The 25065-nt window shown below is 68.7% G+C and carries 18 protein-coding genes and 1 tRNA gene; 10 read left to right on the top strand and 9 right to left on the bottom strand.

The features are described from left to right. Positions 1-4: 4 nt before the first annotated feature. The 6 genes from ACUZ2Y_RS15875 to ACUZ2Y_RS15850 form a co-directional block, all read right to left on the bottom strand. Complete coding sequence (locus ACUZ2Y_RS15875; protein ID WP_476319492.1) at positions 5-625, bottom strand: 50S ribosomal protein L25/general stress protein Ctc; 621 nt, start codon at positions 623-625, stop codon at positions 5-7. Positions 626-925: 300 nt separating this feature from the next. Next, complete coding sequence (locus ACUZ2Y_RS15870) at positions 926-1627, bottom strand: VanZ family protein (RefSeq protein ID WP_476319490.1); 702 nt, start codon at positions 1625-1627, stop codon at positions 926-928. A 166-nt stretch (positions 1628-1793) separates the two neighbouring features. Next, positions 1794-2774 (bottom strand): ribose-phosphate diphosphokinase, encoded by a 981-nt coding sequence (locus ACUZ2Y_RS15865; RefSeq protein WP_476319487.1) that lies wholly within the window; start codon positions 2772-2774, stop codon positions 1794-1796. Continuing rightward, positions 2771-4267: a bifunctional UDP-N-acetylglucosamine diphosphorylase/glucosamine-1-phosphate N-acetyltransferase GlmU gene (glmU, locus tag ACUZ2Y_RS15860; RefSeq protein WP_476319485.1), complete on the bottom strand. Its 1497-nt coding sequence runs from the start codon at positions 4265-4267 to the stop codon at positions 2771-2773. The genes ACUZ2Y_RS15865 and glmU overlap by 4 nt, the downstream gene beginning before the upstream one ends. Before the next feature lie 80 nt (positions 4268-4347). Then, positions 4348-6090, bottom strand: a complete 1743-nt coding sequence (locus tag ACUZ2Y_RS15855) for a GGDEF domain-containing protein (protein ID WP_476319482.1) — start codon at positions 6088-6090, stop codon at positions 4348-4350. Between the two features lie 73 nt (positions 6091-6163). Continuing rightward, a tRNA-Gln gene (locus ACUZ2Y_RS15850) sits at positions 6164-6234 on the bottom strand. A gap of 315 nt (positions 6235-6549) precedes the next feature. Between ACUZ2Y_RS15850 and ACUZ2Y_RS15845 the strand changes: the two genes are divergently transcribed. Both ACUZ2Y_RS15845 and ACUZ2Y_RS15840 read left to right on the top strand, forming a co-directional pair. Next, complete coding sequence (locus ACUZ2Y_RS15845) at positions 6550-7488, top strand: acyl-CoA desaturase (protein ID WP_476319481.1); 939 nt, start codon at positions 6550-6552, stop codon at positions 7486-7488. A 101-nt stretch (positions 7489-7589) separates the two neighbouring features. Beyond that, a complete protein-coding gene (locus tag ACUZ2Y_RS15840; protein ID WP_476331862.1) occupies positions 7590-8189 on the top strand; it encodes a TetR family transcriptional regulator in 600 nt (199 codons plus the stop codon). Positions 8190-8251: 62 nt separating this feature from the next. Here ACUZ2Y_RS15840 and ACUZ2Y_RS15835 read toward each other — a convergent pair whose 3' ends face one another. Next, on the bottom strand, positions 8252-9541 hold the full coding sequence (locus tag ACUZ2Y_RS15835; protein ID WP_476319479.1) for a DUF8189 domain-containing protein: 1290 nt from the start codon (positions 9539-9541) through the stop codon (positions 8252-8254). A 59-nt stretch (positions 9542-9600) separates the two neighbouring features. Here ACUZ2Y_RS15835 and ACUZ2Y_RS15830 point away from each other — a divergent pair, with 59 nt between their 5' ends. Then, positions 9601-10740 (top strand): DNA/RNA non-specific endonuclease, encoded by a 1140-nt coding sequence (locus ACUZ2Y_RS15830; RefSeq protein WP_476319478.1) that lies wholly within the window; start codon positions 9601-9603, stop codon positions 10738-10740. Beyond that, positions 10727-11857, top strand: coding sequence for an SMI1/KNR4 family protein (locus ACUZ2Y_RS15825; RefSeq protein WP_476319476.1), 1131 nt, complete (start codon positions 10727-10729; stop codon positions 11855-11857). The genes ACUZ2Y_RS15830 and ACUZ2Y_RS15825 overlap by 14 nt, the downstream gene beginning before the upstream one ends. Before the next feature lie 7 nt (positions 11858-11864). Here ACUZ2Y_RS15825 and ACUZ2Y_RS15820 read toward each other — a convergent pair whose 3' ends face one another. Next, the gene (locus ACUZ2Y_RS15820; RefSeq protein WP_476319473.1) at positions 11865-13028 is read right to left on the bottom strand and encodes a PQQ-dependent sugar dehydrogenase; all 1164 of its coding nucleotides are present in this window, start codon (positions 13026-13028) and stop codon (positions 11865-11867) included. Positions 13029-13117: 89 nt separating this feature from the next. Between ACUZ2Y_RS15820 and ACUZ2Y_RS15815 the strand changes: the two genes are divergently transcribed. Then, entirely contained in the window at positions 13118-13885 is a 768-nt protein-coding gene (locus ACUZ2Y_RS15815) for an enoyl-CoA hydratase/isomerase family protein (RefSeq protein WP_476319471.1), read from the top strand. Positions 13886-13970: 85 nt separating this feature from the next. Beyond that, a complete protein-coding gene (locus tag ACUZ2Y_RS15810) occupies positions 13971-15341 on the top strand; it encodes an FAD-binding oxidoreductase (RefSeq protein ID WP_476319469.1) in 1371 nt (456 codons plus the stop codon). Here the strand turns inward: ACUZ2Y_RS15810 and ACUZ2Y_RS15805 are convergent. After that, positions 15331-15933: an HD domain-containing protein gene (locus ACUZ2Y_RS15805; RefSeq protein ID WP_476319467.1), complete on the bottom strand. Its 603-nt coding sequence runs from the start codon at positions 15931-15933 to the stop codon at positions 15331-15333. The two genes, ACUZ2Y_RS15810 and ACUZ2Y_RS15805, sit on opposite strands and share 11 nt — an antisense overlap. Positions 15934-16062: 129 nt before the next feature. Here ACUZ2Y_RS15805 and mfd point away from each other — a divergent pair, with 129 nt between their 5' ends. The 4 genes from mfd to ACUZ2Y_RS15785 all read left to right on the top strand — a co-directional run bounded on the left by mfd (position 16063) and on the right by ACUZ2Y_RS15785 (position 24836). Next, entirely contained in the window at positions 16063-19614 is a 3552-nt protein-coding gene (gene mfd, locus ACUZ2Y_RS15800) for a transcription-repair coupling factor (protein ID WP_476319465.1), read from the top strand. 61 nt (positions 19615-19675) lie between these two features. Beyond that, positions 19676-20671: a SurA N-terminal domain-containing protein gene (locus tag ACUZ2Y_RS15795; protein WP_476319463.1), complete on the top strand. Its 996-nt coding sequence runs from the start codon at positions 19676-19678 to the stop codon at positions 20669-20671. Beyond that, positions 20668-21582 (top strand): nucleoside triphosphate pyrophosphohydrolase, encoded by a 915-nt coding sequence (locus tag ACUZ2Y_RS15790; protein ID WP_476319461.1) that lies wholly within the window; start codon positions 20668-20670, stop codon positions 21580-21582. Before ACUZ2Y_RS15795 ends, ACUZ2Y_RS15790 begins: the two co-directional genes overlap by 4 nt. Before the next feature lie 53 nt (positions 21583-21635). Beyond that, positions 21636-24836, top strand: coding sequence for a S41 family peptidase (locus ACUZ2Y_RS15785; RefSeq protein WP_476319459.1), 3201 nt, complete (start codon positions 21636-21638; stop codon positions 24834-24836). The last annotated feature ends 229 nt before the right edge of the window (positions 24837-25065 follow it).

The raw sequence follows: 25065 nt of genomic DNA, 5'->3' as shown, positions 1-25065 counted from the left end.
GGACTCAGCCCTCGGAGCCGTTCTCGACCTCGGTGGGCTCGGCCGCCGGGGCCTCGCCACCCTCGGAGTCCATCTGCTCGGCGGTCGGAGCGGCGTTCACCGCGACGACGAGCGCCTCCGGGTCGGTGACCAGGGTCGCGCCCGCGGGCAGGGGGATCTGACCGGCCTGGATCTGGGTGCCGATCTTCGCGCCCGCGATCGAGAACTCGATGCCGTCGGGAATGTGCAGCGCCTCGACCTCGATCTGCAGGCTCGACAGGTCGTGGGTCAGCAGCGAGCCGATCTCGGCGTCGCCGGTCAGCGTCAGCGGGACGTCGACGGTGACCTTCTCGCCCTTCTTGACCAGCAGCAGGTCGACGTGCTCGATGTAGTTCTTGAGCGGGTGCGTGGTGACCGTCTTGGTCAGCGCCAGCTCGATGCCGTTGCCGATGTTGAGGGTCAGCACCGCGTTGCTTCCGTGCTCACGCACGACGCGGGCGAACTCCAGCGCGGGCAGCGCCAGGTGCTTGGGGTCGGAACCGTGTCCATAGAGCACGGCGGGGATCTTGCCGGCGCGGCGGGTGCGGCGCGCTGCGCCTTTGCCGAATTCCGTGCGCTGCTCGGCAGCCAGACGTACCTCGGACACGGTGGTGCTCTCCTTGCTGATCATGCGGCGGGGGCGCGACTTCTCAGTCGGGGCGGCAGCCTGCGGCAGCGGGTGCGGAGAGCGTGAATACACGTACGGTTGGAAACCGCCACGTCGATCACGCCAGGCGCGAAAGCCCGCCTCGCCGAGGCAACCCGGATAGTTTACGCACGACGTGGACACCCGGCGAACCGGGGGCCACAACCGCCTATCGGCCGCTCTCCACGGCGGCGTCCCGATGGTCCACTTCATGGCCGGTGTCGACGCCCGAGCGGGTGTCGGCGACCCGTAGGCCGGCGATCACACCGGAGAGCCCGCGGTGGTCTCGCGGTCGCCACGCCATGACCCCGCTGACGGCAGCAGAAGCGTGCCCAGCCTGCTCCAGGCCGTCGCGGAGAGGATGAAGTACCCGCCCGAGCCGACGAGGAATCGGACCAGCATGCGGCCCACGGATGGCTTCGCTCCGTCCGGTCCGAGCGGCCGCAGCAGCACCGACCGCTGCCCCAGGGTGGCGCCGTTGCCGAGCAGCGGGACCAGCAGCAGGACGACGGCGACGGGCACCGCGCCGGCGAGCACCCAGGTGGGCGGCGCTTGCCGGTCGAGCAGCTCCTGCGACACCAGGGTGGCTAGCACCTGCAGCAGCCCTCCGAGGATGACGACCGCCATCAGGTCGAGCAGCATCCCGAAGAGCCTGCGGCGGGTGGTGACCGGACGCGGCACGTCCGGCGCCTGCCTGACCCGCCTGCGGGGCACGGCCCGCAGCACGGGGGCGAGCAGGTAGCCGATGGTGCCGCCGGCGGTGTTGGCGAGGAGATCGTCGATGTCGAAGAGCCGGTACGGGCACCCGAACAGGCCCCAGACGCCGGTCAGCTGGGTGAACTCGATGAACAGCGACACCACGGCGGCGCTGCCGACCACGGTGACCGGGCCGCGGCGGAACAGCTGCCTGCCGAACATGCCCAGCGGGATGAACAGGGTGACGTTGAAGACGAACTGCTGCACGGCCGGGTTGTGCAGGGTTGCCCGGATACCGCTGCCGACGCCAGGACCGTGCCGCCGAGGAAGGCGAGGATCGCGGAGAGCTGAGGATCGGTCACCCGGCGTAACCTATTCGTCGGATGTCGAAACCGCCTGTCGTGCGGGCGGGGGGAGCCCGCCCGCACGCGGGTCAGGCGTCGCCGTCGAAAAGGGACGTGACCGAGCCGTCCTCGAAGACCTGCTGGATGGCCCGGGCGAGCAGCGGCGCGATGGACAGCACCGTCATCTGCGGGTAGCGCTTCTCGTCCGGGATCGGCAGCGTGTTGGTGAAGATGATCTCCTTCGCCCCGCACTCCGACAGCCGCTCGCGGGCCGGGCCCGACAGCACACCGTGGGTGGCGGCGATGACGACGTCGGCGGCGCCCTCGTCGAGGAGCTGGCTGACCGCCTTGGCGATCGTGCCACCGGTGTCGACCATGTCGTCGATCACCACGCACAGCCTGCCCTCGACCTCACCGACCACGCGGTTCGCCACGACCTCGTTGGGTCGCAGCGGGTCGCGGGTCTTGTGGATGAACGCGATCGGCGTGCCGCCCAGGTCGTCGGCCCACTTCTCGGCCAGCTTGGTGCGGCCGGCGTCCGGCGAGACCACGGTGATGTTCGACGCCGGGTAGTTCTCCTTGATGTAGCGCGAAAGGAGCGTCTGCCCGAAGAGGTGGTCGACCGGGCCGTCGAAGAAGCCCTGGATCTGCGCGGTGTGCAGGTCGACCGTCATGATCCGGTCGGCGCCCGCGGTCTTGAACAGGTCGGCGATCAGGCGCGCGGAGATCGGCTCGCGGCCCTTGTGCTTCTTGTCCTGCCGGGCGTACGGGTAGAACGGCATGATCACGGTGATCCGCTTGGCGCTCGCCCGCTTGAGGGCGTCAACCATGATCAGCTGTTCCATGACCCACTGGTTGATCGGCGCACAGGCGCTCTGCATCACGAAGGCGTCGCAACCGCGCACCGACTCCTCGAACCGGACGAAGATCTCGCCGTTGGCGAAGTCGTACGCCGACTGAGGGGTGATGCTCACGTTGAGGTGCTTTGCCACTTCTTCGGCGAGCTCCGGGTGGGCCCGCCCGGAGAACAGCATGAGGTTCTTTTTCGGGACCCCGGATTTGATGCTCATGAACGACCCTCGCTGTTCTGCTCGTCTTGCGTGCGGGCCTTGGCCCGTTCCGCGGCCTCAGCGGCCGCGGTACCCGGGCGGCGATTGACCACCCAGTCGTCGAAGTTGCGCTGCGGGCCGCCGGAGACGGCCAGCGCGCCCGGCGGCACGTCGCGCCGGATCACGGTGCCCGCGCCGGTGTAGGCGCCGTCGCCCACGGTCACCGGGGCGACGAACATGTTGTCCGACCCCGTGCGCACGTGGGACCCGACGACGGAGCGGTGCTTGGCCACGCCGTCGTAGTTGACGAACACGCTGGCGGCGCCGATGTTGCTGTGCTCGCCGATCGTGGCATCGCCCACATAGGACAGATGCGGGACCTTGGACCCCTGGCCGATCTCGGAGTTCTTGACCTCGACGAAGGTGCCGATCTTGCCCTTGGCGCCGAGCTTGGTTCCCGGCCGCAGGTAGGCGAACGGCCCGACGCTCGCGCCGTCCCCGATCTCGGAGCTGCTGCCGTGCGTGCGCACGACGGTCGCGCCCGCGCCGATGGCGACATCGGTGAGGGTGGTGTCCGGCCCGACGGTGGCGCCCTCGCCGACCGTCGTGTGGCCCTTGAGCTGCGTGTTCGGCTCGATCAGGGCGTCACGGGCCAGTTCGACGCCTGCCTCGATCCAGGTGGTGGCCGGGTCGGTGACCGTCACGCCCGCGCGCATCCAGCCCTCGACGACGCGGCGGTTCAGCTCGGCGCCGAGGCGGGCGAGCTGGACCCGGTCGTTGACACCCTCGACGAGCCACGGGTCGTCGCACACCAGCGCGCCGACGCGGCGGCCGTCGCCGCGGGCGATGCCCAGCACGTCGGTCAGGTAGAGCTCGCCCTGGGCGTTGTCGGTGGAGAGCCGGGACAGGCCGTCGACCAAGACCTCGGCGTCGAAGGCGTAGACGCCGGAGTTGACCTCGGTGATCTTGAGCTGCTCGGCGCTCGCGTCCTTGTGCTCGACGATCCCGCTCACCGACTCGTCGCTTGCGCGCACGATCCGGCCGTAGCCGGTCGGGTCCGGGATGTTCGCGGTGAGGACGGTGACCGCGTTGCCGCGCCCGGCGTGCTCGTCGAGCAGGGCGGCGAGGGTGGCGGTGTCGAGCAGCGGCACGTCGCCGTAGGTGACCAGGACCGTGCCGGTCAGCTTCGCGGGCAGCGGCGCAAGGCCGCAGGAGACGGCGTGACCCGTGCCGTCCTGGGTCTCCTGGACGGCGACGGTGACATCGCGGCCGAGATCTTTGCCGACCGACTCCAGGTGCGCGCCGACCGCGTCGCGGCCGTGGCCGAGGACCACGACCAGGTGCTCGGGCTTGAGGCCCGCGGCGGCCCGCACGGCGTGCTCGACCAGCGGGCGGCCCGCGATCCGGTGCAGCACCTTCGGTGTCGCCGAGCGCATCCGGGTTCCTTCGCCCGCGGCCAGGATCACTGTGCTGACCTGACCGAGACGCGCTCGGACCGGGGTGGTCGCGGACATCGCTCTCCCTCGTTTGACTAAACGACAGGCGCGGGTCGGCTCCGGCTGGTAAGCGGATCGACTCCGGCCGGGAGTCGATCCTACGTGGTCTCCGGGACGACCCACGAACGGTCATCCACAGGCGCGACCAGTTCGGGTCGGGGCCGCTCCGGCTCGCCCTCGCCCGCGGTGATCGCCACGATGTCGTTGCCGCCGCCGCGTTTCGCCTGGTACATCGCCGCGTCGGCCCGCGCGAGGGCCCGGACGGCGGTCTCCTGGGGGCGCAGGGACACCACGCCGATCGACAGCGTCACACCGTGGGACAAATCATTCGGCAGGTTCGCCACGGCGTTGACCGCGCGGCGCAGCGCGGCCTCCGCGGCGTAGAGCGGGGCGCCGGGGAGCAGGACGATGAACTCGTCGCCGCCGTAGCGGGCGACCATGTCGCTCCCGCGAAGAGCGTCACGCAACGTGCTGGCGACGACGCGCAGGACGTCGTCGCCCTCGGCGTGCGACATCCTGTCGTTGACACCCTTGAAGCCGTCGAGATCGACCAGGGCGATGGCCAACGGATGGTTGTTGGGCGAGGTCGACAGCGTCCCTAGGCGCTCATCAAGCGCGCGCCGGTTCGGCAGGCCGGTGAGCGGGTCCTGCAGCGCCTGTCGGGCGATCGCACCGTGCATCCGGGAGAGCCGCTCGTGCTCGCGGCGGGTGTTCAGGGTGGCGATCCGCGACTCGCGCATATCCCAGAGCTGCGCTTCCAGCTCGGTCGCGTAGTGCTCCAGCGCGCCCGTGGTCCGCTCGCCGCCCTCCGGTCCGGAGAGCCGCGCGTACTCGCGGATCAGGCACAGCCGCAGAGTCGGCTCGGCCGCCTCCTGGTACATCCGCGACCGCGCGTCGGCGAGCACCGCGACGGCCTCTTCCTCGCGGCCCTCGTGCTCCAGGCAGCGCGCCAGCGCGATCGCCACGATCACCAGCTCGCGCGGGTAGCTGCCGGAGTCGAGCAGGTGGCGCAGCCTGCCGATGTGCGCGGCGGACGGCTGGGCCAGCGCGAGCGCGGCGCCGACGATCGGGTCCTGGTCGGCGGCCGAGCGGCTCGGGTCGCGCGGGAACAGCGACTCGCGGAACGGCGCCTCGATGGCCACGGCGATCGCTGCGGCCGTGGCGAACCGCTCGGCGGCGCGCTCGTCCTCGCCGATGCGCTCCAACCGCAGACCCCAGCCCAGCAGCAGGCGCGCGCGGTTCATCAGGTGCACGGCGATCAGGTGAGGACCCGCGCTCGCGCGGATGCACTTGTGCGCCCGGGTCATCACCTGGTCGGCGACCTCGTAGACGCCGAGCTGGGTGAGCACGGTGCCGATGTCCATCAGGGTGGACGCCATGATCATGTCCCAGGTGCGGCCACCGAGCATGACGTCCGGGGTGATGTCCTCGTCGAGCATGGCCAGGGCCACGGCGGCCTCGGTCAGCGCGGCGTCCTCGGCCCCGGCGAGCAGGAGCCTGCGCCCGCGCAGCGCGTGCGCGTCGGCCTGCAGGACGAGGAGTCCGTGTCTACGCGTGTGCGCGAGCAACTCGTCGAGGAGGGGCTCGGCGGAGTCGGCCAGCTCGTTGTTGACCACGCGGACCGCGACCGCGGAACGCAGGAGCTGGGCGACCATCCGCGGCTCACCACGGTGCTGCGCCTCGGCGAGCAGGCGGTCGACCTCGTCGGTGTACTTCAGCCGTTCGGGGACCGAGGTGGTCTGGATGATGGCGAGCAACTCGCGAGCGCGACCGACCAGCCAGGCGTCGGAGCGCTCCTCCAACGCGGGCAGATCCGGCTCGACTCGCTGCTCGTCGTCCACGAAGGCTGGTGCACCCCTTTTCGAGGTCCGGTAATACGTCCACCTATCGCTTGCTTCACCGCTGTCGCCACTGCTCCGCCGCCAGGATTCGAACCTGAACCATTGGAACCAAAATCCAAGGTGCTGCCTTTACACCACGGCGGATCGCGAGCGGTCTGGGCCGCTCGATGGGAACATCGTGGCACGGGGGTCCGCTGGCAGGCAGCAGTACCCGCTGGATTGGTCCCCGGTCGCGTCCGATCGGGTGTTAGCGCCGTCACAAGTCTTATAACCAGTGACCGGACGGATGCTGAGCGTTCCTTGCCAAATCAACATCATCGATGTCGACAACGGGTCCTACGTCGAAATTGGCGGTCTCGGCACTGGCTTCCCCGGGTAGCCCGTCCTTACGCTGTCGTAAGTTACGGCTCCGTAGGCGGGGGCCGCCTCACCTGCGGCCGGTGGAAGGAGCGAACACCCATGACGACCACGGCGGACCCTGAGGTCGGTGGCGGCCCCAAGCCCATCATCGAGGGCAGGCGCAACCTCGCGACCCGGATCGCGGTGTACCTCTTCATCCTCGTGCCCTTCGCCGCGCTGATCGCGGCGGTCCCCTTCGCGTGGGGCTGGGGGCTGGGTTGGGTGGACGTCATCCTGGCGGTGTTCTTCTTCTACCTTTCGGGTCTGGGCGTGACTGTCGGTTACCACCGCCTGTTCACCCACGGCTCGTTCAAGGCGAACCGGCCGCTGAAGATCACTCTCGCGGTGATGGGCAGCATGGCCGTGCAGAGCCCGCCGATCACCTGGGTCGCCGACCACCGGCGCCACCACGCCTTCTCTGACCGCGACGGCGACCCGCACTCGCCGTGGCTGTTCGGCACGTCGCCGATGGACCTGGCCCGCGGGTTCTGGCACGCGCACATGGGCTGGATCTTCGACCACGACGTCACCAACAAGGAGCGCTTCGCGCCGGACCTGATGGCCGACAAGGACATCGTCGCGGTCAACCGGCTGTTCGTCGTGTTCACCGGGCTGACCCTGGTCCTGCCCGCCGTCCTGGGAGGACTGATCACCTGGTCGTGGTGGGGCGCGCTGACCGCGTTCTTCTGGGCGGGCCTCGTGCGGATCGCGATCCTGCACCACGTCACGTGGTCGACGAACTCGATCTGCCACATGATTGGCGACCGCCCGTTCACCAGCCGCGACAAGGCGTCCAACTTCTGGCCCCTGGCGATCCTCAGCTTCGGCGAGTCCTGGCACAACCTGCACCACGCGGACCCGACCTGCGCCCGCCACGGCGTGCGGCGGGGTCAGATCGACACGTCGGCCCGGCTGATCTGGATCTTCGAGAAGCTCGGCTGGGCGACCGACGTCCGCTGGCCCACCGAGGCCCGCCTGGCGAAGATCGCAGCCAAGTAGCCCCATCTCGCCTCGCGTTCAGGCCGTGGGCCTCTACTGTTGGTCCGGTGGCTAGGCGTGAACCCAAGACCGACCCGGAACCCGCGGTGGCCCGCGTCCGCATGACGGGCAAGGAGCGCAGGCAACAGCTCCTGGACGTCGCACGGGCCCTCTTCGCGGAGAAGGGTTTCGACGGCACCTCCATCGAGGAGATCGCGCACCGGGCCAACGTCAGCAAACCGGTGGTCTACGAACACTTCGGCGGTAAGGAAGGCATCTACGCGGTAGTGGTGGACCGCGAGATGCATTCCCTGATGGACGGCATGACCGAGGCGCTCTCCGAAGACGCCCATCCCCGTTTGTTGTTGGAACGAGCCGCCGGCGCCCTGCTGAACTACGTCGAGGGCTCCACCGACGGCTTCCGCATCCTCGTCCGCGACTCCCCGGTCGCGTCGGCCACGGGAACGTTCTCCAGCCTGCTCAACGACATCGCCAGCCAGGTGGAGCACATCCTGGGCATCCAGTTCAGCAAGACCGGCTACGAGCCGAAGCTGGCGGCGCTGTACGCCCAGGCTTTGGTCGGCATGGTCGCGCTGACGGGGCAGTGGTGGCTGGAGGCGCGGAAACCGAAGAAGAACGAGGTCGCCGCGCACCTGGTGAACCTGGCGTGGAACGGACTGTCCAATTTGGAGGGAAAGCCCACCCTCCGCGAACACCGCTAGTCACGCCGGATGTTCTGATCGCAAGGAGGGCCCGGGCATGCCCGGGCCCTCCTCACCACGCGCTACTTGCTCGCGGGGATCTTGCCCTTTGTCGCCTTGATGGTCACCACCTTGCTGGTGGTGTCAGCGCTCTCGGTCATGGTGGCCATCGCCGCGCCCGGGGACGAGGTGTAGGCCGGTGCTTGCCAGAGGTAGTAGTTTCCTGATCCGTCTCGGAAGAAGATTCGTTGTTCGTTGCCGCTGGCGGCGGTCAGTGTGGGGTCGGTGATTGCGGTATCGAGGTTGGTTTCCCAGCTTCGCCAGGTGGTGGCGCTTGGTGCGGTCTGTCCGCCTCGGTAGACAGTCCCGTCGTCGCCGCGGACGGCGATTTCGACGATTCCGTGGGGGTTGAGGATGGTGCTGGGTGAGCCGGTGAAGGTTTGGGTGCCGCTGATGTCGGTCCAGCCGGGGAGTCCGGTGGTGGTTTCTCGTTGGGTGTAGAGCTTGTTGTTCGTGCCGCGAGCCACGAGTTGGACTGTGCCGTCGGCGAAGGCCACGATGCCGGGTGTTGCGGCGGTGGTTTGTCCGGTGGCGATTCGGGTGGCGGTGAGGGTTCCGTTGGTGAATTTCTTGGCCGCGACGATGTTGTCTGTGCCCCGGTAGGCGATTTCGAAGGATGATCCACTGCGAACCACAGTGAAGTCGTTTGACATCGCGTAGGTGGTGGTGTCGATTGCCTGACGCCAGGGTCGGAATCCGCTTGTGGCGTCGAATTGTTGGGTGTGCCAGAGTTTTCCGGTGCTGTCGATGGCGAACGCGGTGAGTAGGTTGTTGGATCCGCGCACGACGACGGGGCTTGAGGCCATGGCGCCGTTGATGTTTGTCGGTGTGGTCCAGTTGGTGCTGCCCGCGGTGGTTTGGGTCAGGGTGCGGGTGTGGCTGTCGGTGCCTTGGGCGACGGCGACGAGTTTGCCGTCCTCGCGTTGCGCGAGTGCGGCGCGGCCCGCGTAGTTCTGGTAGCCGGACAGGGCCTGCCACTCGATGACCTCTCCACCTGCGGCGGATTGGTATCCGCGTCGCAGAATGCCGTCGTTGTCGACCAAGGAGATTTCCAGACGCGTGCCGTTGTAGATCATCTGCGCGCGCTCATTGTTCGGACCCGAAACAGCGGGTGGCGTCACGGTCGCGGGGGAGGTGAGCTTGCACGCGTCGATGTCCACCGCGATCTCGGAGACATTGGCCCACCACAAGATGTGTTCCTGGGTGGCGCCCTCGGCGCTGGTCGCCAGGCGCTTGTTCACCGTGTCCCAGCGGAACCAGTGGACGTTGAGCCCGGCGAGTCCATAGAAGACGTCCGCGCCCGGGGAAACCACCTGCTTGTATGCGTTCCAGTCACCGCTGACCGCAGTAGCGTAGTCCAGCCAGCAGCTACGTGGCCGGCTCGCCGCCGAACTCGGTCGACCCGGACGGCCGTTGCGATTTGCTCGTCAATCCGAGGACTTTGACCGGATGGGGATTCGCCTGGTCCTGTGTCGAGAATTTCGTGGAAGGCTCGGACAGCCTGGCACGTGGCTGCGACGACGTGATGTACCAGCCGAACGGGCAACCGTGCCCTTGGTACGCGAAGTGGCTCCAGGACCAGCGGGCGTATTTCGACCATCGTGATGGGGAACGGGATAGCTACCGCCCGTCTGGTCCCGGTCCGCAGCCTTTGCCTGGCACGCGGCCAGGCATCAAGCCCACCAAGCCCGTGGGCCCGTCACACCGTCCAGTGCATGGCCCCTCCGCCTGGGACATCACCGACGCGGCGCGCGACGCGGCGGAGTTGCTGGCGAAGACCGTGCCGATCGTGCTGAACGTCGGAGTCCAGTTCGCGACGCCAATCGTCTCGACGGCCGCGAACATCCCGGCAAGGGTCGTGGCTGAGCTGGTCGAGCACGTCCAAGACATCAACGACGTGATCCAAAAGATGAGGGACATCCTCGTCGACGACGAGAATCCGGTAATCGAGGTCGCCGCGGAGCAGGAGCCGCCCGAGCTGATTTCTCAGCCACCGTCGAACGACAACGATGACGATGAGGACTTCTGTGGCGACCGTGGCATGGAGGAGAACGTCCCCAGCTACGGGCCAATGGAGCAAGTCGATTATCCGGGCCGTTACAAGGGGCGTCCGCGCACTGGCGCTACTCGAGCGACGAGTGGCATGGTGTGTATGTCCACCATCAATCACGAGTTGCGCAAGACGCCGCTGGAGCCGGCGGGGTACCGGGACGGCATGCATAAGGGGCACCTTGTGGCCCACATGTTCCACGGTTCGAACACGCGGGAAAACATGGTGCCGCTGTATGCGAGCGCGAATACGCCGGAGATGCTTTTTATTGAGAATCAAATAAAGTACCGAGTGGACAAACTTGAGGAGAAAATGTTCTACCAAGTAACGCCGATCTATCAGGACGGCAACAATCCTGTTCCGGTGGCAATGGATATATTTGCGACAAGCGACTCTGGTTGGACATGTAAGGTGACTGTCGTCAACGCGCCGGTGAGGGTCGGGCAACGTGCAAGCTGCTGATGAGTTGGCCAGTGTCTTGGGATGGCAGGCGAAGGACTGCTCGATGCTGCCCTGGCACACCGTGGAGGAACGACTCGGTTGCCTGTTGCCTAATGACTTCAAACGTTTGATGTCTATTTTTCCGAGCGGGATTTTCGATAGTTACATCGAAGTGGTCAATCCTGTGGAAGGTGAGCGCGAATTTGTTCGGTTTTTTGAACAGATGGCGGAAACCCTCGAATATCTGCAGCCCTGGCATCGCAAAGGGTTGGTGCCATATTCGGTATATCCCGAACAGGCAGGTCTGATTCCCTGGGGGCAAGGTGGGGATGGTCAGACGTTCTTCTGGCTACCTGTATCCACGTCCGCGGATGAGTGGAGGGTCGTTTTCTGTGACGACTCGTTCTCGGTTTGGGAGGAATATCGGGGTTCTGCGTCGGCCTTTTTGCTGGACTTCGTGTCCGGTCGGGTCGATAGCACACTGCTGAGCAACTATGAAGCGATTGATCGGCCAGATTTCTATGCAAGAAGCCAAGATTCGGATTTGCCGCAAGTTGATCCGGCGCAGCCCAAGCAGCCACATTACTGGGATCGCTTGAGAGATGGTGTGAACCCGGCATCTCTGGTCGACGTGAGCCTCGACCTGGCGGGGCTCGCGGAACGTACCTGGCGAAGCGACCAAAGTGATTGGCCTCGGGTCGAGGCTGACCTTGGCACCCTCTTGCCAGCGGACTACCGATCGATTGTCGATACTTTTGGTCCCGGCGACTTCCTAGGGATCAAACTGGCGGTGCCTTCCGCGCAGACCCCGGAATTCGATCTGCGTAGGCTCGTCGAGGCTGCGCCGGAGATGGTTCGGACTGGTGGCCCGGCTATCGAACCGTACTTCCCGGAGTCTGGTGGGTTGGTCCCGTGGGGATTCACCGAGGCTGGTCACGTGTTCTTCTGGGCACCGATCGGCGATGACCCTGACAGGTGGCCGGTGGTCATGGGAACCGCAGGACACCGCGCGATATTTCATCGCACCATGTCCGGTGTGCTGCTCGCCTATGTGACCAGAACCGGAGGAGACCTCGGAATGCTTCCGGATCCGGTTCCCTTCGGCTATCCGGATCGACCACTCTTCATCCCCGCTTAGCTTGCGATCAAATCGCCGGGGTGACTCGCAGCAGTTTGTCGTTGTCGCCGTTGGAAGTGGTCACGTAGAGGGCGCCGTCCGGTCCCGTCCGGGCGGCCCGGAGCCTGCCGAAGGCGTCGTTGAATTCCGGGGGGATTGAGACTGAGACGACCTTGCCCGCCGGGTCCAACGTGAACAGCATCAGCTTGGCGCCCTTCAGCGCCGTCACCACCAACGCGCCGTCGAGCGTGCCCCATTGGGATCCGCGAAGGAAAGTGGCCGCGCAGATGGCTTCCGTGGTTTCGCCGGACTGCCAGATCGCGGGGACCGCGTCCGGGAAGCGGGTCAGGTCGGTCATCGGGACGGACTCGTCGTAGCCGGTGACGGTGCCGCCCTGCGACGGGTCCCAGCCGTAGTTCGCGCCTGCCTTCAACACGTTCAGCTCGTCGTTCTTGTCCGGGCCGTGTTCGGCGACCACGACCTGCCCGCCCTCGCGTAGTGCGACGCCTTGGACGTTGCGGTGGCCGAAGGTGTACACCCGCGATCCGGGAATCGGGTTGTCCGGCAACGGTTCCCCGGTTTTCAGGTCGACCCGCAGCACCTTCCCGCCGAGGGAGGACATGTCCTGCGAGAGGTTGCCCCGCGCCGTGTCTCCTGTTCCTACGAGCAGTGCGCCGTCGGCGGCGAGTGTGGGCCGGCAGCCCGAGTGCCTGCCGCTCGCGGCGATGGGCAGGCCTGTCACCAGTTCACGCAGCCGGGTCGCGAGTTTCTCGTCCTCGGTCAGCCGCCAGGTGACCAAGCGGATGTCGCGGGGTTCGCCGTTCTCCGTGTGCGTCTGGCAAGTGGTGAACTCCCGGCTCGTCGCGAAGTCCGGGTGTACCACCAGCCCCATCAGCCCGCCCTCGCCGCGGACGGCGATCGTGGACGTGTCGGCCTTGAGCGTGGTGACCGTCGCCCCAGGGGCGGCCGACGACAGCAGGGCGATGTCGCCCGTCCGCTGTGTGACCAGCACCTTCCCGTCCGGCAGGAACCCGATGTCCCACCCGTGGGTCAGCCCGCTCGCCACCGTCTCGACCCGCAGGCCCTTGGGCACCGCGCTGGGCACGGGGGACGACGACCCGGGGACCTCGCCCGTCCCGGCGGATGTCGTGCACCCGGCGAGCAACGCGACGGTGAGCAGCACAGCACGCATGTGATCAGGATGCGCCTCGCACCGTCTGGCCGCCGTGTGGTGACCGGCATCTCGGTGGCGCGGTACCTACCGGCGGTTAGGGTTGGGCGGTGAGTGAGTACCTGAGGCTGGACATCGCCGATTCTGTCGCGACGCTGGTCATAGACCGTCCCGCGAAGCGCAACGCGCTTAGTTTCGACATGTGGGCGGCCATCCCCAAGCTGGTCGCCGAGGTGGCCGCGGACGACTCCGTGCGCGTGTTGCTGCTGACCGGCGGCGAGCACTTCTCCGCGGGCGCCGACATCAGCGAGTTCGCCGAACTGCGTGCCGACGCCGCTGGCGCCCGCCGCTACGCCGAGGGCATCCACACCGCCACCGACGCGCTCACCGGACTGGGCAAGCCGACGATCGCGGCGATCAACGGGTTCTGCATCGGCGGCGGCTGCGAGATCGCCCTGGCCTGCGACCTGCGGATCGCCGCGGACAACGCCCAGTTCGGGATCACCCCCGCCAAGCTCGGCATCGTCTACATGCTCCCGTCGACCAAGCAACTCGTCGACGCCGTCGGCCCCGCGTGGGCCAAGCAGATCCTGTTCAGCGCCGACATCATCGACGCCGCCACCGCCCTGCGCATCGGCCTGGTCAACGAGTTGCACGCGCCCGGTGACGTCATCAAGCGCGCCACCGAGCTCGCGCACACCATGGCGGCCCGCTCCCAGGTCACCATCCGCGGCGCCAAGGAGATCATCGGTCGGATCACCGCGGGCCGGTTCGAAGAGGACGAAGCCGTCCACGCCCTCTACGCGGGATCAGCGGAGAGCGCCGACTACGCCGAAGGCGTCCGCGCCTTCCTGGACAAGCGCACCCCCAAGTTCTGACCTAGTGCTCTAGCGGCTTTAGAGGCATTCCACGTGGACTGACTCCGCGAATGTCTCGCGCACCTGGAGCACATTGGGAGGAACCATGGGTGTTCCCACTATCGACCAGCTTCGCGAATCCGTCCGCGGTCCGACCATCACCGCGGACGACGAGGGCTACGACCAAGCCCGCAAAGTCTACAACGCGATGATCGACCGCCGACCCAAGGTCATCGTCCGCCCGGCCAACGTCGGCGACGTGATGGCCGCGGTCGACTTCGCCCGGGAAAACGGCCTGGAACTCGCCATCCGCGGCGGCTCGCACAGCGTTCCCGGCTTCGGCACCTGCGACGACGGCGTGGTCATAGACCTGTCGTCCATGCGCGGTGTCCGCGTCGATCCCGGCAACCGGACCGCCCGCGCCGAGGGCGGTGCGACGTGGGGTGACTTCAACGCGGCCACGCACGCGTTCGGCCTCGCCACGACCGGCGGAATCATCTCGACGACCGGCGTCGCCGGCCTCACCCTCGGCGGCGGCATCGGCTACCTGGACCGCGGCTTCGGACTGAGCTGCGACAACCTGGTCTCCGCCGACGTGGTGACCGCCGACGGGAAATTCCTGGTCGCGAGCGAACTGGAGAACGAAGACCTGTTCTGGGCCCTGCGCGGCGGAACCGGGAACTTCGGCGTCGTCGTCTCCTTCGAGTTCGCCCTGCATCCGGTCGACATGATCTACGGCGGCCCGATGTTCTTCGAACTCGACGACGCCGCCGACCTGCTGCGCTGGTACCGCGAGTTCATCGCCGACGCCCCCGAAGAGTTCGGCGGCTTCCCGGCGTTCCAGATCGCGCCGCCGCTGCCGTTCATCCCCGAGGACCGTCACGGCGAGCCGTTCGCGCTGTTCGTGGCCTGCTGGGCTGGTCCGGTGGAGGAGGGCGAAGCCGCCCTCAAGTCATTGCGCGACGTGGCCCAGACGGTGGCCGAGCACGTCGGCCCCATGCCGTACCCGGCCCTGAACAGCGCGTTCGACGCCCTGCTCCCGCCGGGTCTGCAGCACTACTGGAAGGCCAATTTCGTCACCGACCTCACCGACGACGCCATCACCGCGCACCTGGAAAACGGGCCGAAGCTGCCCGCGCTCAACTCCACGATGCACATCTACCCGATCAACGGCGCCTGCCACCGAGTGGCGGCCGAGGACACGGCGTTCGCCTATCGCGATGCGAACTTCGCCACCGTCATCGCGGGGATGTGGCCGGACCCGGAGAACAACGACGCGGGCATCAGGTGGGTGCGCGACTACTCCGACGCCATCGCGCCGCACTCCGAGGAGGGCGGTTACATCAACTTTATGTCCGGGGACGACCAAAGCCGCATCCAAGCGAACTATCGCGGCAACTATGACCGGCTCGTCGAGGTGAAGCGCAAGTACGACCCGGACAACCTCTTCCACGTCAACCAGAACATCAAGCCGTAAGGTCGGCCAGTTCGCCCGCGAGGTTCGCCCTCGCCCTGGCCTCGCAGCGCGCAAGCGCTTGCGGGGTTCGGTAGAGCGCGGGCAGGTCCAGTAGGTGACGCAGCACCGCGGCGCGGCCGGCTCGGAACGCGTCATCGGGGACGTGCGCGTACTCGGCGCGGACGGCGGCCGTGTAGTCCGGATATGCCGGGGAGGCCAGGATCGCCAGGTCGGCGTCGCAGAGCACCTCGCCGTTGGTGTCCCCGGGCTCGGTCACGTGACCTGCGGTCAGCCGGACCAGCCGCGCGACCTCGGCGACCGCCGCCGTGTCCAGCCCCATGGCGGTCAGCTCCGCCGCCGCCAGTTGCGCGCTGTCTTCTTCATCCGTGGGCGTGCCTTTATAGACGGCGTCGTGATACCAAGCCGCGAGGCGGACAAGGTCCGGGTAGGCGGCGTGATCGGCCAACTCGTCCACGTGCCTGAGCACCGCCCGCAGGTGCGCGAGATCGTGATACCTGCGATGCGGTTCAGCCCATCGCGCGAGCAATTCCCGACCGACGTCGTGCCCGTCCACACCGAGCCGAGCCAGCAGCGCGTCCCATTGATCCAGCACGCACGCGACGTTATCCGCGCGCGGGACTGTCGGTGCCACGCCGTAGGCTGGTCGTGAGAACCCCTCCGAGGCTCCAAGGTCCCGGGCAGGGGTCTGTTTCGCGTCTCCCAGACACCGCGAAGGACACTCGTGTCGAAGGCCCCACTCCACCCCCTCCTCGAATCCCTGCTGCCCGTCGCGGCCGACATCGTCGAAGCCGCGGGCACGCCGACGCTCGACCTCGCCGGTCCCATCGCCGCCCGCCCCCTGGTCGTGGCCGCGCTCGCCGAGGGCGCCAACCGGCCGGTGCTGGCCGTCACCGCCACCGGCCGTGAGGCCGACGACCTGGTGGCCGTGCTGGGCGACCTCATCGGCCACGACGTCGTCGCGGACTTCCCCTCCTGGGAGACGCTGCCCCACGAACGCCTCTCGCCCCGCGCCGACACCGTCGGCCGCAGGCTCGCGGTGCTGCGCAGGCTCGCGCACCCGGAGGAAGGCGGCCCGATCAAGGTCGTGGTCGCCACCGTCCGCAGCTTGATCCAGCCGATGGCGCCCGGCCTGGGCGAACTCGCCCCGGTGCGGCTCAAAGTCGGGGAGGAACAGGACTTCGAGGCGGTCCTTGTCCGGCTCGCCGATCTCGCGTACCTGCGCGTGGACATGGTCGAGAAGCGCGGCGAGTTCGCCGTGCGCGGCGGCATCGTCGACCTGTTCCCGCCGACGGCGGAGCACCCGGTCCGGGTGGAATTCTGGGGCGACGAGGTCTCCGAGATCCGCTCGTTCGCCGTGGCCGACCAGCGTTCCCTGCCCGGCGAGCTGACCGAGATCACCGCGCCGCCCTGCCGGGAGCTGCTGCTCACCAAGGGTGTCCGGGAGCGCGCCGCCGCACTGGCCGAGCAGCACCAGGCCGACGCCCACCTGCACGAGATGCTCGACAAGCTCGCCGCCGGCATCCCGTCGGAAGGCATGGAGGCGCTGATTCCCGCGCTGTGCCAGGGCGAGATGCAGATGCTCACCGACGTGGTCCCCGCCGGTACCCATGTCTTGCTTAATGACCCGGAGAAGATCCGCACGCGCGCGCACGACCTGGTCCGCACCGGTCAGGAGTTCCTAGAGGCTTCCTGGATGGCAGCGGCGACCGGCGGCAAGGCGCCCATCGACCTCGGCGCGTCGGCCTACCGCGACCTCGGTGACGTCGCCGCGCACGCCCGCGACGGCGACCACCCGTGGTGGACCCTGTCCCAGCTCACCGGCGGCGACGCGATCCAGGTCAAGTTCCGGCCAGTCGAGGCCTACCGCGGCGAGATCGCCCGCGCCTTCGCCGATCTGCGCGCGCACACCGCCGCGGGCGGCACCGGCGTCCTTGTCGTCCCCGGCCTCGGTACCGCGAAGCGCGCTGTCGAGCAGCTCGCGGAAGCCGACGTCGCCGCGAAGCTGATCGAGGGCGAGCTGACCGAGCCGCCCGCGCCGGGCGTGGTCACCGTCGTCCGTGGCGCCATAGAGGACGGCTTCATCGCAGGCGACCTGGTCGTGCTGACCGAGTCCGACCTCACCGGCGGCAGGCACGGCACGTCGACGAAGGACATGTCGACCAAGATGCCGTCGCGGCGCCGCAACGCGGTCGACCCGCTGGCCCTGCGGACCGGCGACTTCGTGGTCCACGAGCAGCACGGCATCGGCCGCTACATCGAGATGGTGCAGCGCACGGTCGCGGGCGCGACCCGCGAATACCTGGTGCTCGAATACGGCAGCTCCAAGCGCGGCCAGCCCGGCGACCGGCTGTTCGTTCCGACCGACCAGCTCGACGAGATCTCCCGCTACGTCGGCGGCGAGATGCCCACGCTGAACAAGCTCGGCGGCTCGGACTGGAAGAACACCAAGGCGAAGGCCAAGAAGGCGGTCAAGCAGATCGCCGCGGAACTCGTCCAGCTCTACGCCGCCAGGCAGGCCGCGCCCGGCCACGCCTTCGGCCCGGACACCCCGTGGCAGCGGGAACTCGAGGACGCCTTCCCGTTCACCGAGACCATGGACCAGCTCGCCGCGATCGACGAGGTCAAGGCCGACATGATGCGCGGCGTCCCGATGGACCGGGTCATCTGCGGCGACGTCGGCTACGGCAAGACCGAGATCGCGGTGCGCGCGGCGTTCAAGGCCGTGCAGGACGGCAAGCAGGTCGCGGTGCTGGTGCCCACGACGCTGCTCGCCCAGCAGCACCTCAACACCTTCGCCGGCCGGATGCACTCGTTCCCGGTGACGGTCAAGGGATTGTCGCGGTTCACCCACGGCCAAGAGTCCGAGGAGACCATCCAAGGACTCGCCGACGGGTCGGTCGACATCGTCATCGGCACCCACCGTCTACTTCAGACAGGCTTGCGGTACAAGGACTTGGGCCTGGTGATCGTCGACGAGGAGCAGCGCTTCGGCGTCGAGCACAAGGAACACATCAAGGCCCTGCGCACCCACGTCGACGTGCTGACCATGTCCGCCACGCCGATTCCGCGAACGCTGGAGATGTCGCTGGCGGGCATCCGCGAGATGTCGACGATCCTGACCCCGCCCGAGGACCGGCACCCGATCCTGACCTACGTCGGCGCCTACGACGACAAGCAGGTCGCCGCCGCCATCCGCCGTGAACTGCTGCGCGACGGCCAGGTCTTCTACGTGCACAACCGCGTCTCGTCGATCGAGAAGGCCGCACGCAGGCTGCGTGAACTCGTCCCGGAGGCGCGGATCGTCACCGGGCACGGCCAGATGAACGAGGACAAGCTCGAACACCTCATCCAGGGCTTCTGGGAACGCGAGTACGACGTGCTCGTCTGCACCACGATCGTCGAGACCGGCCTGGACATCTCCAACGCCAACACACTGATCGTCGAGCGCGGCGACATGCTCGGCCTCGCCCAGCTGCACCAGCTGCGCGGCCGGGTCGGCCGTGGCCGGGAGCGCGGCTACGCGTATTTCCTCTACCCGCCGGAGTCCCCGCTCACCGAGCACGCGCACGACCGGCTCGCCACGATCGCGCAGAACACCGAACTCGGCGCGGGCATGGCCGTGGCGATGAAGGACCTGGAGATCCGTGGCGCGGGCAACATTCTCGGCGCAGAGCAGTCCGGCCACATCGCCGGTGTTGGCTTCGACCTGTACATACGGCTCGTCGGCGAGGCCGTCGAGGCGTTCCGCAAGCACGCGGGCGCCCCTGGCACGGAGGACGAGGAGGAGTTGGCCGATGTCCGCATCAATCTCCCGGTCGACGCGCACATCCCGCACGACTACGTCCCCGGCGAGCGGCTGCGCCTGGAGGCCTACCGCAAGCTCGCCGCGGCCCCGGACGCCGCCGGTCTCGACGCCGTCCGCGAGGAACTGGTCGACCGCTACGGCGAGCCGCCCACCCCGGTGGTCAACCTGCTCGCCGTCGCCGCGTTCCGCCAGACCTGCCGCGCGCACGGGGTGACAGAGGTGATCGGGCAGGGGAGCAACATCCGCTTCGCGCCGATGCCGCTGCGCGACTCACAGATGGTGCGGCTCAAGCGGCTCTACCCGAAGGCCGTGCACAAGGCGGTCACCGACACGATCACCATCCCCCGGCCCACGGAGGGCGCCGCGGGTGGTCGCATGGGCGCTCCCGTGCTGCGCGACCGTGACCTGCTCGACTGGTGCGCGAAGTTCCTGGAGTCCCTCGCGCAGACCCCGGCGGTGGTGTCCTGACCTGGCGCAGCCGTAACCCGATAGTGAAGCCGACGCGAGCGCTGTGAGAGGCTACGGCACTGTGACCACCGTCATTCGTCGTCGACGCCCGCTCGTCGTCCTGCTCGCCGTGTTCGGGCTGCTGCTCAGCGCCTGCTCCACGGGGCCGGGCCAGGCCAACGCCGCCGCCATAGTCAATGGCAAGACCATCGGGGTCAACCGGGTGCAGGAGCTGGTGGACAAGGCCCGACAGGCCGAGCCCGCCGTCCAGCAGCTCGCCGACCAGCGCAAGCTCGACCTGCTCTCGCGGGCCGTGCTGCGCCAGCTGGTCCTGCACGAGCTGATCGCGGCGTACACCGCCAAGGAGAACCTGGCCATCAACGAGGCCACGGTGACCGAGCTGGCCGGGCAGCTGTCCGGCTCGTTCCAGCCGCTGCCGACCGACGGGTCCGCATCGCCGGGGCAGATCGTCGACCAGGCGGTCAACCGGGCCTTCGAGCCCACCGAGATCGCACGGGACTACCTCGCGCTGGCCGAGATCGGCCGCAAGCAGGCCCCGGGTCTGTCGGTCACCTTCGACTTCACCCTCATCGCCCCCGGCGGCCCCGACGACAAGCCGGGCTCGCTGCGCGACAAGGCCGTCGCCAAGGCCAACCAGCTCGCCGTGAGCCTCGACGAAGCAGGCAAGATCATCGACGCCGACATGGCGGGCGGCCTGCAGGCGGCGCGCGGCGAGACGATCACCCCGGCGCTCGCGCCGGACATCGCGGGGACCGTGCTGTTCGGCGCCCCGCTCAACAGCGTGATCGCCTTTCAGCCCAACCCGGAGAACGCGGGCTGGGTGGTCGCCGTGATCCGCAAGCGCGAGACCGACGCCGCCCCCGGCCCGGACGACAAGCCCGCCGACGCCCGGCTGGCCACCACCCTCGGCCCGCGCATGCTGCAGGGCACCTCCCAGCAGGTGGGCGTGGAGATCAGCCCCCGCTACGGCGTGTGGGACCTCGCGGGCATGGAGATCGCGCCGAGCGAGGGTGAGACCAAGGGCGTGGTCATCCCCATCAAGAACACGACCCCATGACGGTCGCGGTGGTGCTGGTTCGCGGGAACACGATTCCGGCGGACGCGGTGCCACTGCTGCGCGCGGCGGCGAAGGTGTACGTCGCGGGTGAGGTCGACCCGGCTCTAGGCGATGCCCCGATGCCCGCTGACGTCGCCCCCGAAGCGGGCGAGGTCGTGGTGCTGACGTCATCGTTGGACGCGGTCGCCGAACTGGTCGCTGCCGGTTCGCCGGTGCGCGTCACCGCGGGGGCGGGCCTTGTCGCCGCCGCCCAGGTCATGGACCGGCTGCGCTCGCCCGGCGGCTGCCCCTGGGATGCCGAGCAGACGCACGACTCGCTGCGGCAGTACCTCGTCGAGGAGTGCTTCGAGCTGCTCGAAGCGATCGAGGAAGGCGACCGTCCGGCGCTGCGCGAGGAACTGGGCGACGTCCTGCTCCAAGTTCTCTTCCACTCGCGCGTGGCCGAAGAGGACGGCGAGGACCCGTTCACCATCGACGACGTCGCGGCCGAGCTGGTCGCGAAGCTCGTCGGCAGGCACCCGCACGTGTTCGCGGGCGGCGACCCGGCGGTCCGCGACGCGGCGACTCAGGAAAACCGCTGGGAAGAGCTCAAACAGCAGGAGAAGCGTCGCGAGTCCAGTGTGGACGGAGTGGCGATGGGGCAGCCCGCGCTCGCCCTCGCCGCCAAGCTGGCGCAGCGCACGGCCCGCGCGGGACTGCCCGGCGACCTGCTGCCCAAGCACACCGATGTCGGCTCCCGGCTGTTCGACCTCGCCGCGCTGGCGAAGCTCGCCGGGCAAGACCCGGAGGCGGAACTGCGGGCCGTGGCCCGCCGCTTCGCGAGCCAGGTCCGTGACGCGGAACGCTCCGCCAAGGCCAGTGGTGAACCCGAGATGACCCACGACATCTGGCGAAAGCACTGGCCGGACTGACCACCTGTGGACAACTTCGGGCAGATGTCGGCGGATCTCGCTAACTTGGGGGTGTGACCGACGCCTACCTCCGATTCCCACATCTGCACCAGGACCTGATCACCTTCGTCGCCGAGGACGATGTGTGGCTGGCCCCGGTCGACGGCGGCCGCGCCTGGCGGGTCTCCGCCGACAAGGTGCCCGTGCGGAACCCGCGATTCTCGCCCGACGGAAGCACGCTGGCCTGGGCGAGCACCCGCGACGTGGAGCCGGAGGTGCACGCCGCGCCGGTCGACGGCGGGCCAAGCGACCGGCTGACGTACTGGGGCGACGTCAACACGTCCGTGCTCGGGTGGACGCCCGAGGGCGAGGTCATCGCGAACACGACGACCGGCCGATCGTCCATTCGGCACCGCTGGGCGCACGCGGTCCCGCTTGCGGGCGGGCCCAGCCGGGTGCTCCCGTACGGCCCGCTGGACGCCTTGTCGATCGGCCCGGAGGGTGTGGTTCTGGGGTCGGTGATCTCGGTCGAACCCGCGTGGTGGAAGCGTTATCGCGGTGGCACGGCGGGCAAGGTGTGGGTCGATCGCGAGGGTCACGGCGACTTCCACCGCATCCTGTCCGAAGTGGACGGACATCTCGTGTCGCCGATGTGGGTCGGCGGTCGGATCGCGTTCCTGTCCGACCACGAGGGCATCGGCAACATCTACTCGTGCGACCCGGACGGCGGCGACCTCCGCACGCACAGCGACCACAAGTTCTACGCCCGCAACCCCAGCACCGACGGCACGCGGGTGATCTACCACAGCGCGGGGTCGCTGTGGCTGCTCGACAGCCTCGACGCCGAACCCCGTGAACTCGACGTCCGACTCGGCGGTCCACGCGGATCCCGCCAGCCCTACCGGCTTTCGCCCGCGCGCTTCATCGGCGACGTCGGACCGGACTCGACCGGTCGGGCCAGCGCGGTCGAGGTGCGCGGGACCGTCCACTGGCTCACCCACCGCGACGGGCCCGCGCGGGTGCTGTCGGTGGAACCCGGTGTGCGGGCACGGTTGCCGCAGGTCCTCGGCGACACCGACCAGGCCGTGTGGGTGAGCGATGCGGAGGGCGAGGACGCCCTGGAGTTCGCCCCGGTCGAAGGGCGGGCGACAGGCGTCAGCCCGCGCCGGGTGGGCGCGGGGGAGCTTGGGCGCGTGCTGGAACTGGCCGCCTCACCGGACGGCAGGCGCGTCGGCGTCGTGACCCACGACGGCAGGCTGCTGCTCGTCGACGCGGACAGCGGCGAGATCCGCGAGGTGGTCAAGGCCCAGGAGATGGACCCGACCGGACTGGCGTTCTCCCCGGACTCGGGCTGGCTCGCGTGGTCGCATCCCGGACCGGATCCGCTGCGGCACATCAGAATGGTCAACACGACCAATCTGTCCATTGTGGATGTCACGCCGCTGCGGTTCGTCGACTCCGATCCGGCGTTCACCCAGGACGGCAAGCACATCGCATTCCTGTCGACCCGCAGCTTCGACCCGATCTACGACGTGCACGTGTTCGACCTGTCCTTCGCCAACGGCAGCAGGCCCTACCTGGTGCCGCTCGCCGCCACCACGCCGTCGCCGTTCGCGCCGCTGCGTGAGGGCAGGCCGTTCGGCGACGCCGACGACAAGGACAAGTCCGACGGCGACAAGTCCGACGGCGAGGTGCCGCGGACGGGCGTCGACCTCGAAGGCATCGCCGACCGGGTGGTCGCCTTCCCAGTGGCAGCGGCGCGCTATTCGCAGTTGCGCGCGGCGAAGGGCGGCGTGCTCTGGCTCTGCGATCCGCTTGTCGGCTCGCTGGGTGATGACCTCGACGACCTCGGCGAAGACGCCCCGAGGGCCGCGCTGGAGCGGTTCGACCTGGCCAAGCTCAAGGCCGACACCCTCGTCGACGGCCTCGACGAGTTCTGGACCAGCGGCGACGGCCACCGCGTCGTCGTCCGCGACGGCGCGACGCTGCGGGTCCTGCCCGCCGACCGCAGGCCGGACTCCGACGACGGGTCCGAGGACAACATCACCGTCGACCTGAGCCGGATCCGCGTCGAGATCGACCCGGCCGCCGAGTGGCGCCAGTCGTTCGACGAGGCGGGCAGGCTCATGCGCGACCACTTCTGGCGCGCGGACATGGGCGGCGTCGACTGGCCGGGCGTGCTCGACCGGTACCGCCCGCTCGTGGAAACCCTTGGCTCCCATGACGAACTCGTCGACCTGCTGTGGGAGGTGCAGGGCGAACTGGGCACCTCCCACGCCTACCTCGCCCCGCCCGGCACGGGGGCCGACCACAAACGCAGGCTCGGTCTCCTGGGCGCCGACCTCGCGTGCGACGAGGACGGCCGCTGGCGGATCACCAGGATCGTGCCGGGGGAGAGCTCCGACCCGCGCGCCCGGTCACCGCTGCGCGCCCCGGGCGTGGCCGTGCGCGTCGGCGACGCGATCGTCGAGGTCGACGGCAGGCCGGTCCGGCCCGCCCACGGACCCGCGCCGCTGCTGGTCGGCACCGCGGGCAACCCGGTCGAGCTGACGATCGCCCCCAAGGGCGGCGGCGAGCACCGCCGGGTCGTGGTCGTGCCCCTGCTCGACGACATGCCGCTGCGCTACCAGGCCTGGGTCGCGGGCAGGCGCGACCATGTCCACGCCGCGACCGGCGGGAAGGTCGGCTACCTGCACGTCCCCGACATGGTCGCCAGCGGCTGGGCCCAACTCCACCGCGACCTGCGCCTGGAGATGCGCCGCGACGCGGTGGTCGTCGACCTCCGGGAGAACCGCGGCGGGCACCTGTCGCAGCTGGTCATCGAGAAGCTCAGCCGCAAGATCGTCGGCTGGTCCCGCGCCCGCGACGGCTACTACGACGAGACCTACCCGCTGGACGCCCCACGCGGCCCGATCGTCGCCGTCGCCGACGAGTTCGCCGGCTCGGACGGCGACATCGTCAACGCTGCCATCCAAGCCCTCGGCATCGGCCCGGTGGTCGGCACCAGGACCTGGGGCGGGGTCATCGGGATCGACAACAGGTACCACCTGGTCGACGGCACCCTGATCACCCAACCCCGCTACGCCACCTGGATGCGCGGCCCCGGCTGGGGCGTCGAGAACTACGGCGTCGACCCGGATGTCGAGGTCGTGGTCACCCCGCAAGACCACGCCGCGGCCCGCGACCCCCAACTCGACACCGCCATCCGCCTCGCGTTGGAGGGTTTATCGGCGATCCCGGCAGCCACCCCACCCGACCTGCCCGCACTGGACTGACCGCGACACAGCTTGGGAGGCGGTGAGGATGACAGTCAGGCTGGTCAAAAGGTTGGCAACTACTCGGTCGCGTGGATCGAGGGACGGAAGTTCCCGGGAGTCCTGATAGGCGTCGGCGATGTTCAGCAGTGAGGCGGCTCGGGGCTGGTCAGTCGGTGGGATGTTACCGTCTCGGTACCTCCTCGGTAATCGCTGTCCGTGGTGCGCGAGTCGGCGGATCGAGTGGGGT

The sequence above is a fragment of the Actinokineospora sp. UV203 genome (assembly GCF_056323665.1).
Note: the sequence above shows the minus strand (reverse complement) of the source record. Positions and strands in the feature narration are given on the sequence as shown.

Coding starts and splice junctions, on each gene's coding strand:
- ACUZ2Y_RS15810 (WP_476319469.1), top strand. CDS start 13,971: ATGGGTGTTCCCACTATCGACCAGCTTCGCGAATCCGTCCGCGGTCCG.
- ACUZ2Y_RS15865 (WP_476319487.1), bottom strand. CDS start 2,774: ATGAGCATCAAATCCGGGGTCCCGAAAAAGAACCTCATGCTGTTCTCC.
- glmU (WP_476319485.1), bottom strand. CDS start 4,267: ATGTCCGCGACCACCCCGGTCCGAGCGCGTCTCGGTCAGGTCAGCACA.
- ACUZ2Y_RS15845 (WP_476319481.1), top strand. CDS start 6,550: ATGACGACCACGGCGGACCCTGAGGTCGGTGGCGGCCCCAAGCCCATC.
- ACUZ2Y_RS15820 (WP_476319473.1), bottom strand. CDS start 13,028: ATGCGTGCTGTGCTGCTCACCGTCGCGTTGCTCGCCGGGTGCACGACA.
- ACUZ2Y_RS15790 (WP_476319461.1), top strand. CDS start 20,668: ATGACGGTCGCGGTGGTGCTGGTTCGCGGGAACACGATTCCGGCGGAC.
- ACUZ2Y_RS15840 (WP_476331862.1), top strand. CDS start 7,590: ATGACGGGCAAGGAGCGCAGGCAACAGCTCCTGGACGTCGCACGGGCC.